At 73.7% G+C, this 14,410-nt stretch carries 15 protein-coding genes and 1 pseudogene; 6 read left to right on the top strand and 10 right to left on the bottom strand.

Going from position 1 to position 14,410, the window contains the following annotated elements:
* Positions 1-308: 308 nt before the first annotated feature.
* The 3 genes and pseudogenes from OO57_RS47370 to OO57_RS11810 form a co-directional block, all read left to right on the top strand.
* Positions 309-374 (top strand): annotated as a pseudogene (locus OO57_RS47370) (hypothetical protein); the annotation flags it as partial.
* Between the two features lie 36 nt (positions 375-410).
* Positions 411-1,292, top strand: coding sequence for a hypothetical protein (locus OO57_RS11815; protein ID WP_033252329.1), 882 nt, complete (start codon positions 411-413; stop codon positions 1,290-1,292).
* Between the two features lie 24 nt (positions 1,293-1,316).
* Positions 1,317-1,748, top strand: coding sequence for a hypothetical protein (locus OO57_RS11810; RefSeq protein ID WP_158715097.1), 432 nt, complete (start codon positions 1,317-1,319; stop codon positions 1,746-1,748).
* Between the two features lie 75 nt (positions 1,749-1,823).
* Here OO57_RS11810 and OO57_RS11805 read toward each other — a convergent pair whose 3' ends face one another.
* From OO57_RS11805 to OO57_RS11765, 9 genes are all read right to left on the bottom strand, one after another.
* Entirely contained in the window at positions 1,824-2,522 is a 699-nt protein-coding gene (locus OO57_RS11805; protein WP_063737540.1) for a hypothetical protein, read from the bottom strand.
* Positions 2,523-2,684: 162 nt separating this feature from the next.
* Positions 2,685-3,482, bottom strand: coding sequence for a type III pantothenate kinase (locus OO57_RS11800; protein ID WP_033252327.1), 798 nt, complete (start codon positions 3,480-3,482; stop codon positions 2,685-2,687).
* 23 nt (positions 3,483-3,505) lie between these two features.
* Positions 3,506-4,477: a carboxylating nicotinate-nucleotide diphosphorylase gene (nadC, locus tag OO57_RS11795; protein ID WP_033252326.1), complete on the bottom strand. Its 972-nt coding sequence runs from the start codon at positions 4,475-4,477 to the stop codon at positions 3,506-3,508.
* A gap of 52 nt (positions 4,478-4,529) precedes the next feature.
* A complete protein-coding gene (locus OO57_RS11790; protein ID WP_033252325.1) occupies positions 4,530-6,143 on the bottom strand; it encodes an L-aspartate oxidase in 1,614 nt (537 codons plus the stop codon).
* 16 nt (positions 6,144-6,159) lie between these two features.
* Positions 6,160-6,609 carry an aspartate 1-decarboxylase gene (panD, locus tag OO57_RS11785; RefSeq protein ID WP_033252342.1) on the bottom strand — a complete coding sequence of 150 codons (450 nt, stop codon included), beginning with the start codon at positions 6,607-6,609 and terminating at the stop codon, positions 6,160-6,162.
* 95 nt (positions 6,610-6,704) lie between these two features.
* A complete protein-coding gene (panC, locus tag OO57_RS11780; protein WP_033252324.1) occupies positions 6,705-7,610 on the bottom strand; it encodes a pantoate--beta-alanine ligase in 906 nt (301 codons plus the stop codon).
* Complete coding sequence (locus OO57_RS38435; RefSeq protein WP_106973963.1) at positions 7,610-8,524, bottom strand: Rossmann-like and DUF2520 domain-containing protein; 915 nt, start codon at positions 8,522-8,524, stop codon at positions 7,610-7,612. Before OO57_RS38435 ends, panC begins: the two co-directional genes overlap by 1 nt.
* 127 nt (positions 8,525-8,651) lie before the next feature.
* Positions 8,652-9,341, bottom strand: coding sequence for a response regulator (locus OO57_RS11770; protein ID WP_033252323.1), 690 nt, complete (start codon positions 9,339-9,341; stop codon positions 8,652-8,654).
* A gap of 23 nt (positions 9,342-9,364) precedes the next feature.
* On the bottom strand, positions 9,365-10,576 hold the full coding sequence (locus tag OO57_RS11765) for a sensor histidine kinase (protein ID WP_033252322.1): 1,212 nt from the start codon (positions 10,574-10,576) through the stop codon (positions 9,365-9,367).
* A 104-nt stretch (positions 10,577-10,680) separates the two neighbouring features.
* Between OO57_RS11765 and OO57_RS11760 the strand changes: the two genes are divergently transcribed.
* Positions 10,681-11,685: an SAM-dependent methyltransferase gene (locus OO57_RS11760; protein WP_033252321.1), complete on the top strand. Its 1,005-nt coding sequence runs from the start codon at positions 10,681-10,683 to the stop codon at positions 11,683-11,685.
* 15 nt (positions 11,686-11,700) lie between these two features.
* Entirely contained in the window at positions 11,701-12,864 is a 1,164-nt protein-coding gene (locus tag OO57_RS11755) for an NADH-quinone oxidoreductase subunit D (protein WP_033252320.1), read from the top strand.
* Between the two features lie 51 nt (positions 12,865-12,915).
* Here OO57_RS11755 and OO57_RS11750 read toward each other — a convergent pair whose 3' ends face one another.
* A complete protein-coding gene (locus tag OO57_RS11750; RefSeq protein WP_033252319.1) occupies positions 12,916-13,797 on the bottom strand; it encodes a hypothetical protein in 882 nt (293 codons plus the stop codon).
* 221 nt (positions 13,798-14,018) lie between these two features.
* Between OO57_RS11750 and OO57_RS39370 the strand changes: the two genes are divergently transcribed.
* Positions 14,019-14,363 carry a WXG100 family type VII secretion target gene (locus tag OO57_RS39370; RefSeq protein WP_051777291.1) on the top strand — a complete coding sequence of 115 codons (345 nt, stop codon included), beginning with the start codon at positions 14,019-14,021 and terminating at the stop codon, positions 14,361-14,363.
* Positions 14,364-14,410 lie beyond the last annotated feature (47 nt).

Raw genomic sequence — 14,410 nt, 5'->3', positions numbered from 1 at the left:
GGACAGGTCCTCACCTGGACCCCCGAGGGCCGGGTGGACACCATCACCCAGGGCAGCGCCGTCACCAAGTACGTCTACGACGCGGACGGCAACCTGCTCGTCCGCCGCGACATCGGCTCGGGCCGGACCACGCTGTTCGCCGGTGACACCGAGGTCGTGGTCAACACCTCCGTCGCCCCGAACACCCTGCTCGGCGCGGTGCGCACCTACAACCTGGGCGGCAAGGCCGTCGCCATGGTCTCCCCACCAGGGGTTTCCTCGCCAAGCCGGTCAGCCCCACCACCGGCTACACCGACGTCGGCGCCCGCGAGTACGACCCCGCACTCGGCCGGTTCATCAGCGCGGACCCGGTCTTCGACCCCAACGACCCGCAGCAGCTCGGCGGCTACGGCTACGCGAGCGGCAACCCGGTGACCAACTCGGACCCCACCGGGGAGCGTACCGACGACATCGAGCCGGTCTGCGACCAGGCGTGCGTCGACAAGAACAACGCCACCATCAAGAAGGCGAACGAACTGACCCAGAGCTACTTCAAGACCTACAACCAGCACCTGGTCACCGGTAAGCCGTGCTCCGGCAACACGTACGCCAAGGTCGAGACGATCGGCCACGACTGCCCGCCGGCCGCCACCTACTCCGGTGAGGTGGGAAGCATCCACACCCCCTACCGCTCCGGCGAAGAGACCAAGGGACTCACCCCCGAGGACATCGTCAACATGTGGTGGAACGGGGACGGCGAGAAGACGCCCACCCTGCTCTTCGGCTCCGACTCCCGTATCGCCGCCATGCTCAACAGCGATGACCACGTCAAGGAGATCCAGAAGGAGCTGTACGGCGAGTGGAAGTCCCACGGTGTTCGTGAGGGGGACTGGGTGGCCGACTCCAGGACCGTCGGCAAGCTCGAGGGGCTCATCGACCTGTACAACCTGACCGGTTTGCAGGGAGTCGACCTGAAGGGCCTGAACTACGCGGGTGTCGACCTCAGCAAGGCCGTCTCCGGGCTGTGGGGAGGCTCCGATTCGAACCGGGTGGATGCGGTGTTCGGTAGCTACACCTTGAAGTACCAGGTCGTCAAGGCGGACCGGGTGAACAAGAAGATGATGGTCAACTTCCACGCGACGAACACCATCGGCTGGACGTCCTTCTGCCACGACCATGCCTGCGGCAAGGCCCAGATGCTTCCCGGCGTCAGTTTCCCGACCAGCGACACCACTACGGGCCTGGGTGCGAGCATCAAGGTGGAGGTGTACTGGACCGAGGTGTACGACATGAACAGGACCTACTACCGGTAACCCCCGCCCTTCCCCGTTCGATTGGTGAACCAGAAACCGATGAGATCAAGATCTGCGCTCCTGCTGTGCGGAATCGCCGCGCTGGGCCTTGCCGCCTGCGGAGGTTCCGCCAGTGGTCCCGAACTGTCCGACGCCAAGGTCATCGGCACGTGGGAGGCGCCCGGAGAGGTCACCGTCGTCCTCGAGGACGGCGGACGGTTCTCGACCAACGCCGTCCCGGCGTCCGGGGCGCTGGACCGGGGCGGCGCCGACCGGGAGGGGAACTGGAAGTTCACCGACACCGGGAACGCCCGGCACACCGGCCTGGAACTGAGGTTCGACATCCCGGCCGGTGGGCTGGAGCCGTACCCGATAGACCTGGTGTCGACGGAGAAGGACGGGAAGCTCTCGCTGTGCGTCTACGGTGAGCCGGACGACCCCTGCAGCGGCTACCTGCTGGCCAAGGCGGCCGGCTGACGGCCCCGAGCGACGAGCGACTGCCCGGCCCCCGCGTGCGGGGGCCGGGCAGTCGGCGTTGCGGGGCGGCGGGCGTCAGCCGTCGGTGCCGGTGGCGAGTTCCGGGTGGTCCTCGTCGTCCGGGGGGTCCTGGTGGGGGGTCGGGCGGGAGCGGCGGCCGAAGAGTTCGGCGGGGGTGGGCATCCGGCGGGGACGCGGGCGGTCGGCCGGGGGCTGGGGCTGCTGGTCGCTCATCGGGAACCGTCCTCCAACTGGGATGGCGGGCTGGGGTTCGGACGCGGGGCTGGGGACCGCGGCGAGGTGCCGCTGCCCGGAGCCCAGCGAGAGCCGCTCGCGGACCTCGGCCTCGGCGAGCGCGTGGCAGCGTCCGGCGAGTCGGGAGCGGCGGGCCTGCTCGTGCGGGCCGCACGGCTGGCGGGACAGTGAGCGCAGCGCCGACAGGTCCTCGGCGGTGGGCAGGTAGCCGTCGGTGACGGCCTCCTCCAGGCGGTCCAGGTAGCCCCCGGCGCTGCCGGGCAGGGCGGCGCGGTAGCGGGTCAGGTCGGTGAGCATGAAGGCGCGCAGCCGCCCGCCCTCCTGGACCGCCTCGTCGATCGCCTCGGTCAGCCGAAGCGCGTCCTGGACGTCCTCGGCCCACAGTTCGACGGCCGCGGCGGGAGTCGGGAGCCGGTCGGGGGCGACCGGGTAGAGGGCTTGGGCGAGGACACGGCGCAGCACCCGGACTTCGTCGGCGCTGAAGGCCATGCCGCCGCGCGATCCGTGTGGCGTTGGCATGGGTCGACAGTACGTGGCGTACGTCCGACTTATGACGATTGATGACGTGTTTGTCCCGATTGGCCTATGAGATGGTGCATCCGCTCCCGACCCGGTGTGGGGGACGCGACGGGCCCCGCACCCCCGTGGCGGGGGCCGGGGCCCGACAGGGCCGGCGGGGCGTCAGGCGGCCGTGGCCGGACGGTTGCGCTCGAAGATCAGGCGCAGGCCGATCAGGGTCAGCCAGGGCTCGTGCACGTCGATCGAGTCGGCCTCGCCCAGCACCAGCGGGGCCAGGCCGCCGGTGGCGATCACCTGGACGTCGTTCGGGTCCGTGGCGAGCTCCTTGGCCATCCGGTTGACCAGGCCGTCGACCTGCCCGGCGAAGCCGTACAGGATGCCCGACTGCATGCCCTCCACGGTGTTCTTGCCGATCACGTTGCGCGGGCGGGCCAGCTCGATCTTGCGGAGCATCGCGGTGCGGCCGCCCAGGGCGTCGACCGAGATCTCGATGCCCGGGGCGATCGCGCCGCCCACGTAGTCGCCGCGCGCGTTGATCGCGTCGAAGGTGGTGGCGGTGCCGAAGTCGACCACGATGCACGGGCCGCCGTACAGGTGGTTGGCGGCCAGCGCGTTGACGATCCGGTCCGCGCCGACCTCCTTCGGGTTGTCCATCAGCACGTGCACGCCGGTCTTCACGCCCGGTTCGACGATCACCGCCGGGACGTCCCCGTAGTAGCGGCGGGTCACCTCGCGCAGCTCGTGCAGCACCGCCGGGACGGAGGAGCAGATCGCCAGGCCCGCCACCCGGTCGTCCGCCGAGACGATCGGGTGGGCGCCCATCAACCCCTGCATCAGCACGGCCAGTTCGTCCGCGGTGCGGCGCGGGTCGGTGGAGATCCGCCAGTGCTCGACGATCTCCTCGCCGTCGAACAGGCCGAGCGTGGTCTGGGTGTTGCCGACGTCGATGGTGAGGAGCATGGGGCGCTTTCTGCTTCGAAGGGTCAGGAACTGCGGAGGTCCAGGCCGATGTCGAGGATCGGCGAGGAGTGCGTCAGGGCCCCGACGGCCAGGTAGTCGACACCAGTCTCCGCGACCTCGCGCGCGGTGGCCAGGGTCAGGCCGCCGGAAGCCTCCAGCTTCGCCCGGCCCGCGACCAGGGCGACCGCCTCGCGCAGCTGCCCGGTGGAGAAGTTGTCCAGCAGGATCAGGTCCGCCCCGGCCGCCAGGACGGGCTCGATCTGCTCGAGCGTGTCCACCTCGACCTCGATCGGCAGCTCCGGGAACGCCTCCCGGACGGCGGTGAACGCCTCGGCGACGCCGCCCGCCGCGACCACGTGGTTGTCCTTCACCAGCGCCGCGTCGGAGAGCGCCATCCGGTGGTTGGCGCCGCCGCCCGCCCGCACCGCGAACTTCTCCAGCGCGCGCAGGCCCGGCGTGGTCTTGCGGGTGTCGCGGACCACCGCGCCGGTGCCCTCCAGGGCGTCCGCCCAGGCGCGGGTCGCGGTCGCGATGCCGGAGAGGTGGCAGAGCAGGTTCAGCGCGGAGCGCTCGGCGGTCAGCAGGTCGCGGGTGCGGCTGCGCACCGAGAGCAGCACCTGGCCGGGGGCGACGAGGTCGCCGTCCTCGACGTGCCGCTCGACCTCGAACTCCTCCTCGCACACCAGCGAGACCACGGCCTCCGCGACCCGCAGGCCGGCCACCACGCCCGCCGCGCGGGCGGTGAAGTCGGCGGTCGCGACGGCCTCGGCCGGGACGGTCGCCACCGAGGTGACGTCCTCGCCGCCCGCCAGGTCCTCGGACAGGGCCATCATCGCCACGTCCTCGACCTCGACCGGGTCCAGCCCGGCGTCCTCCAGCAGCGCGGCCAGCGCCGGGTCGAGCCCGGTCTCGTACTCCTCGCCCTCGCCGCACGCGCAGCCGTCGCCGCAGCCGCCGGACTCGGTGGACAGGAGGGGGAGTTCGGAGTGGGACATGGTGGGTGCGCTCCAGGTTTCGGCGGGGTGGCGGGGCGGGGGCGGAGGGGCGTCAGTCGGCGAGCGGGTGGACGACGTGGCGGTGCCAGTGGGCGTCGTCGCGGTCGGGGAAGTCCTCGCGCCAGTGGCAGCCGCGGGTCTCCTCGCGGAGGGCGGCGGAGGTGGTGAGGGCGGTGGCCACCTGGTGCAGGTTGGTGGCCTCCCAGGTCTCCACCGACGGGTCGGCGCCGCGGGCCGGGTCGGCCAGGGCGGCCAGGCCCTCGGCGGTGGCGGCCAGCGACTCCGCGGAGCGGATCACGCCCGCGCCGGCGGACATCAGGTGCTGGAGCTCGCCGCGGGCCCCGGCGGGCAGCAGCGGGACGGGCGTCGCGGCCTGCGCGGCACCGATGTTGACGGTGCGGGCCGGGAGCTTGCCGGAGGCGTTCAGCGCGGCCAGGTCGGCGGCGATCCGCTCGGCGAAGACTAGGCCCTCCAGCAGCGAGTTGGAGGCCAGCCGGTTGGCGCCGTGCACGCCGGTGCAGGCGACCTCGCCGCAGGCGTACAGGCCCGGGACGGTGGTGCGGCCGTGCAGGTCGGTGCGGACGCCGCCGGAGGCGTGGTGGGCGGCCGGGGCGACCGGGATCGGCTCGGTGACCGGGTCGATGCCGTTGGCCCGGCAGGCGGCCAGGATGGTGGGGAAGCGGTGCTCCCACATCTCGGCGCCGAAGTGCCGCCCGTCCAGGTACATGTGCCGGGTGCCCAGGGCGTGCATCCGGCGGATGATCCCCTTGGCGACGATGTCGCGCGGGGCGAGCTCGGCCAGTTCGTGCTGGCCGACCATGAAGCGCACCCCGTCCGCGTCGACCAGGTGCGCGCCCTCGCCGCGGACCGCCTCGGAGACCAGCGGCTGCTGGCCCTTGGCGTCCGGGCCGAGCCAGAGCACGGTCGGGTGGAACTGGACGAACTCCAGGTCGGTGACCTCGGCGCCGGCCCGCAGGGCGAGCGCGACGCCGTCGCCGGTGGAGACCGCCGGGTTGCTGGTGGCCTCGAAGACCTGGCCCATGCCGCCGGTGGCCAGCACCACGGCCCGGGCCAGGATCGCGCCGACGCCGTCCCGCTGGCCCTCGCCCATCACGTGCAGGGTGACGCCGGAGGCGTGGCCGTCGGCGTCGGTGAGCAGGTCCAGGACGAGGGCGTGCTCGATCAGCTCCAGGCCCGGGTCGGCCTCGATCGCGGCGACCAGGGCGCGCTCGATCTCGGCGCCGGTGGCGTCGCCGCCCGCGTGCGCGATCCGGCGGCGGTGGTGGCCGCCCTCGCGGGTCAGGACGATCTCGCCGTCCTCGTCGCGGTCGAACGCGGCCCCGGCCTCGATGAGCCGGCGCACCGCGTCCGGGCCCTCGGTGACCAGGGCGCGCACCGCCTCCTCGTCGCACAGGCCGGCGCCCGCGACCAGGGTGTCCTGCAGGTGCTGCTCGGGGGTGTCGCCCTCGCCCAGGGCGGCGGCGATGCCGCCTTGGGCCCAGCGGGTGGAGCCCTCGTCCAGCACCGCCTTGGTCACCACCATGGCCCGCAGGCCGGCCTTGCGGGCGTTGAGCGCGACGGTGAGCCCGGCCACGCCGGAGCCGATCACGACCACGTCGGTGCTCGTGGTCCAGCCGGGGGCGGGGGCGGTCAGGCGGTACGGCATGGGTTCAGCTGCTCCTTCAGTGCGCGGCGGCGTCGGCCGCGCCGTCCGCACCACGGTACGCGGCGTCGCCGCGCAGCAGTCCGCTGCCCTCGGGGGCGTCCGCGGGGTCGCCGCCGAGGCCGGTGATCCGGTTGCGCTCGTCGACGAAGACCACCTTCGGCAGGTACGCCTTGGCCTCGGCGGTGTCCATCTGCCCGTAGGCGATCAGGATCACCAGGTCGCCGGGGTGGACCAGCCGGGCGGCCGCCCCGTTGATGCCTATGACGCCCGAGCCGCGCGGGCCGGCGATGGTGTAGGTCTCCAGCCGGGCGCCGTTGTTGATGTCGACGATGTGGACCAGTTCGCCGGGGAGCAGGTCCGCGGCGTCGAGCAGGTCCTCGTCGACCGTCACCGAGCCCACGTAGTGCAGGTCGGCCTGGGTGACGGTGGCGCGGTGGATCTTGGACTTGAGCATGGTGCGGAACATGGGGTCACGCCTCCTGTGAGTGCATGCCTGGTGGTGCGTACCAGTGGTGGACGGGCGGCCGGGCCCTCGGGGGCCGGCCGCCCCGGGCGTCCGGCCTAGCGGACGATGACGCTCACGTTGTCGATCAGCCGGGTCGAGCCGACCCGGGCCGCGACGGCGAGCACCGCCTCGCCCTGGAAGTCGTCCGGCGCTTCGGTGAAGGACAGCGGATCGACCAGGGCGAGGTAGTCGAGGGAGATGCCGTCCGCGCCCTCCAGCACGGCGGCGGCCGCCTCGCGGACGGCCTTCGGGCCCTGCGCGCCGGCGTCCCGGCCCGCGAACAGGGCGCGGGAGAGCGCGAGCGCCTGGACGCGCTCGGCCTCGGAGAGGAAGCGGTTGCGGGAGGACAGCGCCAGGCCGTCGTCCTCGCGGACGGTCGGGACGCCGACCACCTCGACGTCGAAGTCCAGGTCGGCGACCATCCGGCGGACGATCGCCAGCTGCTGGGCGTCCTTCTCGCCGAACACCGCGAAGTCCGGGTCGGTGATGTGCAGCAGCTTGGCGACGACGGTCAGCATCCCGTCGAAGTGGCCCGGGCGGGACGCGCCCTCGTAGCCCTCGCCCATCGGACCCGCGGCGAGCCGCACCAGCGGCTCGCCGTTCGGGTACACCTCGTCCACGGACGGGGCGAACACCACGTCCGCGCCCATCTCCTCGGCCAGCGCGACGTCCGCGTCCAGGGTGCGCGGGTAGCGGTCCAGGTCCTCGCCCGCGCCGAACTGCAGCGGGTTCACGAACACCGTCACGGCCACCCGGCCGTCCTTGCCGACCTGGCGGCGGGCCGCCCGGACCAGCGCCGCGTGGCCCTCGTGCAGCGCGCCCATGGTCATCACCACGGCGTTGTCCACCGGCTGCTCGTCCGGCCAGAACGCGGCCTCGAACTCCTCCACGGTGCGGGTCAGCACCGCCTTGTGGACCTTCACCGGCTTCGGGGCCTTCGCCGGGCGCCTGTCGCGTGCCATCAGTGCTTCTCCTCGTTCAGTACGTCCAGCAGCGCCGCCGCCGGCTCCGGCTTCAACGTGCCGTTGGCCACCGCGCGCTGCGCGGTCGCCCTCGCCATCGCCCGGTACGCCTGGCCGATGTCCGGGGTCACCGTAGCGAGTCGGCCCAGGTGCGCGCGCACCGTCCCGACGTCGCCGCGGGCCACCGGGCCGGTCAGCGCCAGGTCGCCCGAGCGCAGGGCGTTGTCCAGGGCCGCGCCCAGCAGCGGGCCGAGCATCTGGCCCGGCTCCGGCACGCCCGCGGTGCGCAGCAGCTCCATCGCCTGCGCGACCAGCGTGACCAGGTGGTTCGCGCCGTGCGCGAGGGCCGTGTGGTAGAGCGGGCGGACCTCCTCCGGGATCCAGGACGGCTCGCCGCCCATCTCCACGACCAGCGCCTCGGCGACCGGACGCAGCTCCTCCGGCGCGGTCACCCCGAACGGGCAGCCGGCCAGCCGGTCCACGTCGACGGAGGTGCCGGTGAAGGTCATCGCCGGGTGCAGCGCCAGCGGCAGCGCGCCCGCGCGGGTGGCGGGCTCCAGCACGGCCACGCCGTGCGCGCCCGAGGTGTGGACGAGCAACTGGCCGGGGCGGACGGCGCCGGTGGCGGCCAGGCCCTGCACCAGGTCGGGCAGGACGTCGTCCGGGACGGTCAGCAGCACCAGGTCCGCGGCCGCCATCACCTGCGGGGGCGTCACCAGCCGCACCCCCGGCAGCAGCGCCTCGGCGCGGCGGCGGGAGGCGGCGGAGACGCCGGACGCGGCGACCACGCGGTGGCCCGCGAGCTGCAGGGCGGCGCCCAGGGCGGGGCCGACCCGGCCCGCGCCGACGACACCGACGGCGAGCCGGGCGGGGCGGTTACCGGGGTCGGAGGGGTCTCCGAAGTCGGGCAGCACTCTTCCGTTCCAGTCCTCTAGGGGTACCAGACGTACCGGTCAATGGTACGGGGGTTTTCGGCCCGTGCGGACGGTGAGGTGAGCGGGCGTCGGGGTGGGTGGGCGGGGCGGGGGAGCAGTCCCCCCGTCAGGGGGTCTCCCCGGCCCGGACGAGGCCGTTCTCGTAGGCGAGGACGACGGCCTGGACGCGGTCGCGGAGCGAGAGCTTGGCGAGGATGCGGCCGACGTGGGTCTTGACGGTGGCCTCGGAGAGGACCAGGCGGGCGGCGATCTCGCCGTTGGAGAGGCCCTGGGCGACCAGCAGGAAGACCTCGCGCTCGCGGTCGGTGAGGGGGGCGAGGACGGGGGAGCCGGGGGTGCTGCCGGGGGTGGGGAGGACCTCGGCGAAGCGGTCGATCATGCGGCGGGTGGTGGTGGGGGCGACCACCGCGTCGCCGCCGTGCACGGAGCGGATCGCGGCGACCAGCTCGGTGGGCGGGACGTCCTTGAGCAGGAAGCCGGACGCGCCGGCCTTGAGCGCGGCGAAGGCGTACTCGTCCAGGTCGAAGGTGGTGAGGATGAGCACCCGGGGGGCGCCCGGGACGGGGGCGCCGTGGTCGTCGAGGCAGATCCGGCGGGTGGCCTGGACGCCGTCGAGCCGCGGCATCCGGACGTCCATCAGGATCACGTCGACCTCGGCGGTGCGCAGCACGTCGACGGCCTGCTGGCCGTCGCCCGCCTCGGCGGCGATCTCGATGTCGCCCTGCGACTGCAGGACCATCCGGAACCCGGTGCGGAGCAGTTCCTGGTCGTCGACGAGCATCACGCGGATCGGCATGCGGGTCGGGTCTCCTTCTACGTTCACTTGGGTGCCTTGAGGGGGAGGACGGCCCGGATCCGGAAGCCGCCGCCGGGCCTGGGGCCGACGTCCAGGCTGCCGCTGACCATGCCGACGCGCTCGCGCATGCCGATCAGGCCGTGGCCGAGCCCGTCGGTGCCGCCGGAGAGCTGTTCGCCGGTGGAGCCGCGGCCGTCGTCCTCGACCAGGACCTCCAGGTCGGCGGGGCGGAAGTCGACGGCGACCTTGGCGCGGGCGTTCGGTCCGCCGTGCTTGCGGACGTTGGTGAGGGCCTCCTGGACGATCCGGTAGACGGTCAGCTCCAGGCCGCGGGGCAGTTCGCGGACCTCGCCGGTGGCGGTGAAGTCGACCGGCAGGCCCGCCGTGCGGACCTGTTCCAGCAGGTCGGGGAGCTCCTCGACGCCGGGCTGCGGCACGTACTCGCCCGCGGTGTCGGCGGTGCGCAGCACGCCGAGCAGGCGGCGCATCTCGGCGAGGGCCTGGCGGCCGGTGGAGGCGATGGTGCCGAGCGCCTCCTTGGCCTGCTGCGGGGAGGCGTCCAGCACGTAGGCGGCGCCGTCGGCCTGGACGATCATCACCGAGACGTTGTGCGCGACCACGTCGTGCAGCTCGCGGGCGATCCGGGCCCGCTCGGCGGCGACCGCGACCTGGGCCTTGGCGTCGCGCTCGCGCTCCAGCCGGGCGGCCCGGTCCTCCAGCTCGACCAGGTAGGCGCGGCGGACCCGGGTGAGTCGGCCCCAGGCCCAGCACAGCACGAACGGGGTGGTCATCAGGACGGCCATGAACACCGTCAGGTAGCCGCTCTGGTGCTGCTCCGAGGGCGCCAGCCGCCACATCGTCAGCGGCCCGGCGGCCAGGCTCGCCACCAGCGCCAGCCGGGACGTCCAGGCGTGGCCGAAGGCGGCGCCGGTGTAGGCGAACACCAGGTAGGCGATGCTGGAGACGTTGGGCTCGACGCCGGACGCGACCTGGCCGAGGCCGAGCGCGACGGCCGCCGCGGTGGTGGCGTCCGGCCAGCGGCGGCGCACCACCATCAGGGCGGGCAGCAGGACGGCGACCGCGACGCCGGTGTAGTGCTTCCAGGAGGGCAGCGGGGCGTCCGGCAGGCCGTTGGACTCGACCGCGGCGAGCACGCCCAGCAGCAGCACCAGCAGCGCCCAGCCGGAGTCGACGACCACGGGGTGTCGGCGGAGCCAGGCGTTGAGTCGATGCACGGTTCCAGCCTAGGGAGTCCGCGAGCGGGTTCTGCTCCGCCGCGAGGGCGATCCGGGGCTACTCCCCAGGGTGGAGGCGCAGGCGCCCGGTAACGTCGTCCGCCATGACATGGATGCGGTGGCGGCCCGCGATCGAACACGCCCTGTACCGGCCCGACGGCGGCTTCTACCGCAGGCCGGAGGGTCCCGCCGGGCACTTCCGCACCTCCGTGCACGCCTCCGCGCGGTTCGCCGCCGCGGTCGTCCGGCTGCTGGCGGGGGTGGACGCGGCGCTCGGCAGGCCGGAGCGGCTGGACTTCGTCGACGTCGGCGCCGGGCGCGGCGAACTCGTCCTCGCGGTGCGCGACCTGCTGCCGGAGGACCTGCGCGGGCGGGTGCGGCTGCGGGCGGTGGAGCTGGCCGACCGCCCGGACGGCCTGCCCGCGGAGGTGCACTGGTCGGCACGGCCGCCGTCGGGCTCCGCGGGCCTGCTGTTCGCCAACGAGTGGCTGGACAACGTCCCGCTGGACCTCGCCGAGCCCGGCCCGGACGGGCGGCTGCGCTACGTCGAGGTCGCGCCGGACGGGACGGAGCGGCCCGGGGAGCCGCTGGACGCGGCGGACGCGGCCTGGGCCCGGCGCTGGTGGCCGGACGGGGAGCGGGTCGAGCTCGGCGGGCCGCGGGACGCCGCCTGGGCCGCGGCGGTCGGCGGGCTGGAACGCGGCCTGGCGGTGGCCGTCGACTACGCGCACCTGCGGGCCGCCCGGCCGCCGTTCGGCACCCTGACCGGGTTCCGGGGCGGCCGCGAGTGCGCCCCCGTCCCGGACGGCTCCTGCGACCTGACCGCGCACGTCGCGCTCGACGCGGCGGCCGTGCCCGGCCACCCGGCGCTGCTCGCCACCCAGCGCGAGGCGCTGCGCGCGCTCGGCGTCAGCGGGGCCCGGCCGCCGCTCGCGCTGGCGGGCAGCGACCCGGCGGCGTACCTGCGGGCGCTCGCCGGTGCGGGGGAGGCGGCCGAGCTGACCGACCCGGCCGGGCTGGGCGCGTTCCACTGGCTGGTCCAGGCCGTCCGCATGCCGGTACCGGAGGACCTCGCGGGCCTGCCGGGATGGCAGACTCTCCCCTCGTAGAAGGAGGCGACGGCCATGACGGAGACCACGGTCGGCATCGGCCCGGGCGCGCAGACGCTCCCCGGCGACGGCGGCAGCACCGACATGGTGCTCAACATCGGCCCCCAGCACCCGTCCACGCACGGCGTGCTGCGCCTGAAGCTGGTCCTCGACGGCGAGCGGATCACCAGCGCCGAGCCGGTGATCGGCTACATGCACCGCGGCGCGGAGAAGCTCTTCGAGGCCCGCGACTACCGGCAGATCATCATGCTGGCCAACCGGCACGACTGGCTGTCCGCGTTCGCCAACGAGCTGGGCGTGGTGCTGGCCGTCGAGCGGATGCTCGGCATGGAGGTGCCCGAGCGGGCGGTGTGGCTGCGCACGCTGCTGGCCGAGCTGAACCGCGTCCTCAACCACCTGATGTTCCTCGGCTCCTACCCGCTGGAACTGGGCGGCATCACGCCGATCTTCCACTCCTTCAACGGCCGCGAGGAGCTCCAGCACGTCCTGGAGGAGGCCTCCGGCGGCCGCATGCACTACATGTTCAACCGGGTCGGCGGCCTCAAGGAGGACCTGCCGGCCGGCTGGCTGGGCCGGGTCCGCCGCGCGGTCGGCGTGGTGCGCGGGCAGCTGCCGGTCTTCGAGGACCTGGTGCTCGGCAACGAGATCTTCCGCGGCCGCACCGCGGGCGTCGGCGTGCTCTCCCGCGAGCACGTCCACGCGTACGGCGTCAGCGGGCCGATCGCCCGGGCCAGCGGCGTCGACTTCGACCTGCGCCGCGACGAGCCCTACCTCGCGTACGGGCAGCTGCAGGACGTCCTGAAGGTGGCCGTCCGGGAGGAGGGCGACTGCCTGGCCCGGTTCGAGTGCCTGCTGGAGCAGACCGCCAACGCCCTCGACCTCGCCGACGCCTGCCTGGACCGGCTGGCCGAGCTGCCCGCCGGGCCGGTCAACCAGCGGCTGCCCAAGGTGCTCAAGGCCCCGGAGGGCGAGACGTACGCCTGGACCGAGAACCCGCTCGGCCTGAACGGGTACTACCTGGTCTCGCGCGGCGAGAAGACGCCGTGGCGGCTCAAGCTGCGCTCGGCGTCCTTCAACAACGTCCAGGCGCTGACCGAGCTGCTGCCGGGGACGCTGGTCGCGGACATGGTGGCGATCCTGGGGTCGATGTTCTTCGTGGTCGGCGACATCGACAAGTGATCGACAAGTGATCGACAGGTGGCGGGCCCCGGCCGGGCCCGCCACCGGGCGCTACTGGTCCGCCGGGTGCGGGGCCAGGCGGGTGTCGTGGGCCTTGCAGAGGGCGACGAGCTGCTCGTAGGCGGCGGGGCCCATCAGCTCGGTCAGCTCGGGGCGGTAGGAGACGTACACCGGGTCGGGGGCGTGGTGCGCCTCGGGGGAGCCGGTGCACCACCAGTGCAGGTCGTGGCCGCCGGGGCCCCAGCCGCGGCGGTCGTACTCGCCGATGGAGACCTGGAGGTAGCGGGTGTCGTCGGGGCGGTCGATCCAGTCGTAGGTGCGGCGGACCGGCAGCTGCCAGCAGACGTCGGGCTTGGTCTCCAGCGGCTCCAGGCCCTCGCGCAGGGCGAGGACGTGCAGGGCGCAGCCCGCGCCGCCGGGGAAGCCGGGGCTGTTCAGGAACAGGCAGGCGCCGCCCACCCGGCGGGTCTGCCGGTCGCCGTCCTCGTCGAACATGGTGATGCCGCCGTCGCGGCGGATCCGGCCCTTGGCGTCGGTGCCCTCGGCGTGGTGCTCCCAGATGTCGGGGGTGAGCCGGGCGGCGTGCCCGGCGACGCGCTGCTCGTCCTCGTCGTCGGAGTAGTGGGCGCCGAGGGTGCAGCAGCCGTCGGAGGCGCCGCGGCCGGGCTGGATGCCGTGGCAGCCCTTGCCGAAGATGCAGCCCCAGCGGGAGGTGAGCCAGGTGAGGTCGCAGCGGAACACCTGGTCCTCGTCGTCGGGGTCGGTGAACTCGACCCAGGCGCGCGGGAAGTCGAGGGAGACCTCGCGGACGCTGGGCATCGCCAGGTCGACGACGGGGCGCTCGGGCTTGGGGGACTTGGCGGCCTTGGCGGTCTTGGAGGCCTTGGCGGGCTTCTCGGTCTTCTTGCTCTTGGTGCTGTCAGCTGGTGCCACCCGGTAAGGGTATGGCCTGGCCGGGGCGGGGCGGGGAGCGACGGCGCGGCTTTGCCGGTGGTTCGTGCCGTTCGGTGCCGGTTGCGCCCGGTTCGGGCGGGTGGCGAAGGTGAAGCCGCTGTGAAAAGGGCCGCAGGCCGGTCGGCGGTGACCGGGAGTGGTCCTAGGATGGCCCAGCCGGTAGGTCGGGCGCGCGAGCGCCCTTGCACGGGGGAGTGCAGATGGGCGACGAGGTCGTCATCCGGTCGTGGGAACTCCACGGCGAGGGACGGGAGTTCGAGAAGATCTCGGACGAGTTCGGTAAGGCGGCACAGCAGCTGGAGAGCGGGCTGGCGGCGCTGGGCGCGCCATGGGGCTCGGACGAGCCCGGTGCGCCCTTCGGCACCGCGTACGGCGAGGCCCGGGAGGGTGCGCTGGCCGGGTTGCAGGGGCTGTCGGAGCGGCTGGGCCGGATCGGCCGGGGGCTGCACACGATGGCGGACAACAGCGAGCGCACCGATCAGGACATCAGCGCGGACTTCACCGCGCCCTCGCTGAACCACCCGACCGCAACCGGCCGGGCCTGAACCGGAGTCAGACCAGGCGGCGGGCCGCTGCGCGCGCCGAGCCGCAC

Origin of the sequence: Kitasatospora phosalacinea (genome assembly GCF_000717185.1) — a bacterium.
Lineage (GTDB): Bacteria > Actinomycetota > Actinomycetes > Streptomycetales > Streptomycetaceae > Kitasatospora > Kitasatospora phosalacinea_A.
The sequence above is the reverse complement of the archived record's forward strand: the minus strand, read 5'-3'. Positions and strand labels throughout refer to the sequence as shown.